This window comes from Moorena sp. SIO2C4 (genome assembly GCF_010672485.1).
GTDB lineage: Bacteria > Cyanobacteriota > Cyanobacteriia > Cyanobacteriales > Coleofasciculaceae > Moorena > Moorena producens.
In genome coordinates this window covers 1-1,985 of the sequence record NZ_JAAHGN010001250.1, presented here as the reverse complement: position 1 = coordinate 1,985, position 1,985 = coordinate 1, and the positions used below count along the sequence as shown (strand labels likewise).

Here is a 1,985-nt window from a genome sequence, read left to right as displayed (position 1 = left end):
CATAGCGCACGCTACTTGAGGTGATGCGCGAATAAGCGATGCAGCCCCTACCGTGAGCGAGTGCATCAAGAAAAGGGCTAAGTATTCGTTTAATTTGAGTTAGGTCCGATGCGTCGAAGCCTGTGCCACAAAGCTGATAGCACCTCAAGTAGCGTGCGCGTAGCGCTAATCGCTGATAACTGAATGCTTACGTTCGCGTAGCGTGCGCGTAGCGCATTAGCTGATAGCTGATAGCTGATAGCTGATAGCTGATAGCTGATAGCTTACGGTCACATTTAAAATAAAAACGCTATCTTATTTGCTAATACATGAATAACAATTGCTACCAAACCAATAAGACTCATATACTTTCCCCCTCCTTGTTTCCAATACAATAGCAAATCATTAACCAATGATATCATCGCAATTACAACTAATAGATTTAAGCCCCGGAAGGGAACTAATGTCGGATTAACTAGCAGTACTAATAATTCCACACCCCAAACATAGACTACACTCATAAATAACACTAAACTATAACGATTAAGTCCTATGATCAGGCTATAGCGAGAAATAAACCAACTTAACGTACCAACTAACAGGCATCCCAGCAAAAAAGCCACCGCACTAAGGGGTTCCATTAACAAAGCAGCAGCAGCGGAAAGCACAATATAACCACCGGATCGTACTGATGACTTTTGGTAAATCCAGTAACCTAAGAGCAGTACTATCCCAAATTGAAACATCGGATAATTGAACTCAATATCCAGTTGATCGGCATAGGCAGGATGAACAATATTAAAATCGAGATCGAGCCAAGACCAACCCAGCCAATAAATTGTCGCCACTATTCCCCCTGTAAATAGGGTAGTGATACCAATACCTTGTAGAACCTTCAACCGCTTCTGTTTAAGCCAACTAAAGGCAATGATAGCGGGGAGCAAACTACCGGTCAGACTATCCTGGGATAATTCCATCCAGCCTAAGCTGTCGTATAGGATGGCAATCGGATAAACTGAAAATAGGGATATCATTGCCAAAATATACATTGGTGTTCGAGGTTTGGACGATTGTTTAAAGTAGCATTGATAAAAAGCATATAAAACAAACGCCAATCCAATTAAGCTAATCCCCCACATCGGCGACAAGATTAGGCTTACCACTAAAAGCCCTGGAACAATAATTCCCCCTGGGATTACCCCTTCAGTTTTTTTGTAATGAAGGGCTGAATAAGCCCCAATCAGCAAGGCTAAACGAGTGATTTCTGACGTATTGATGGTTTCGAACATACTTTTTGTTTGGTTCTTTTCTGTTTGAATCGTTTCTGTTTGAGTCGTTTCTGTTTGAGTCGTTTCTGTTGGTTCCTTTGCTGTTTGTTCTTTTTCTGTTTCGGTTTTGGTACTGCTTCCAATTTTGCAGCCTGGACTAAGGTTTGGAATAAACTTAAGAGTTCTTGGGCTTGAGGAGTATGGATATTGACAGCTCCCACCAACAGAATCTTTTGCTCCGTTATGATTTCAGTAATTTGGGTTAGTAAGGTCGTCCCAGGAGCATCTTTAAACGGAGTAGAGTCACCCAGTAACACTAAACGTTCTGGTTCACTGGCGAATAACTTTTGTACTTCTGCTTCGCAGCTTCCGATAGTAACCACTCGATCAAAGCTCAAGCTCTTAGCAAGATTGGCGAATAACGCTACTCGTGGTAGTCGATCGGAACGGTTGTTGAGTAAAACCACTTTGGCGTGGTCAGGATATTGGTTAAAAATGCGATCGCAAAGTAAATTAAAGCTTTCCCTGTCATTGACCGCAAACAAGTTAGCCCAAACGATGCCAGTATCTCGCCAATTAAAGGATTCCAGTTTCAGAGCACTCTCATCATTGAGAGTCTGCCACATAGCCTGAACCGCCCGTTTACGAGGAACTCCCAATAGCTTTCCTACTTCTAGTGCGATCGCAACATTATCTTCTATAGCCACAGCACTAAATCCTTTCAGGTCTTCAGCCATA

General features: G+C 42.4%; 1 protein-coding gene and 1 pseudogene. Both read right to left on the bottom strand.

Features of this window, described 5'->3' with window-relative positions; translation table 11 throughout:
- Nucleotides 1-275 precede the first annotated feature (275 nt).
- On the bottom strand, nucleotides 276-1,268 hold the full coding sequence (locus tag F6K20_RS36225; protein ID WP_287298054.1) for a poly-gamma-glutamate biosynthesis protein PgsC/CapC: 993 nt from the start codon (nucleotides 1,266-1,268) through the stop codon (nucleotides 276-278).
- Nucleotides 1,229-1,985: pseudogene (locus tag F6K20_RS36220) on the bottom strand (poly-gamma-glutamate synthase PgsB); the annotation flags it as partial. The pseudogene F6K20_RS36220 and the gene F6K20_RS36225, both read right to left, overlap by 40 nt.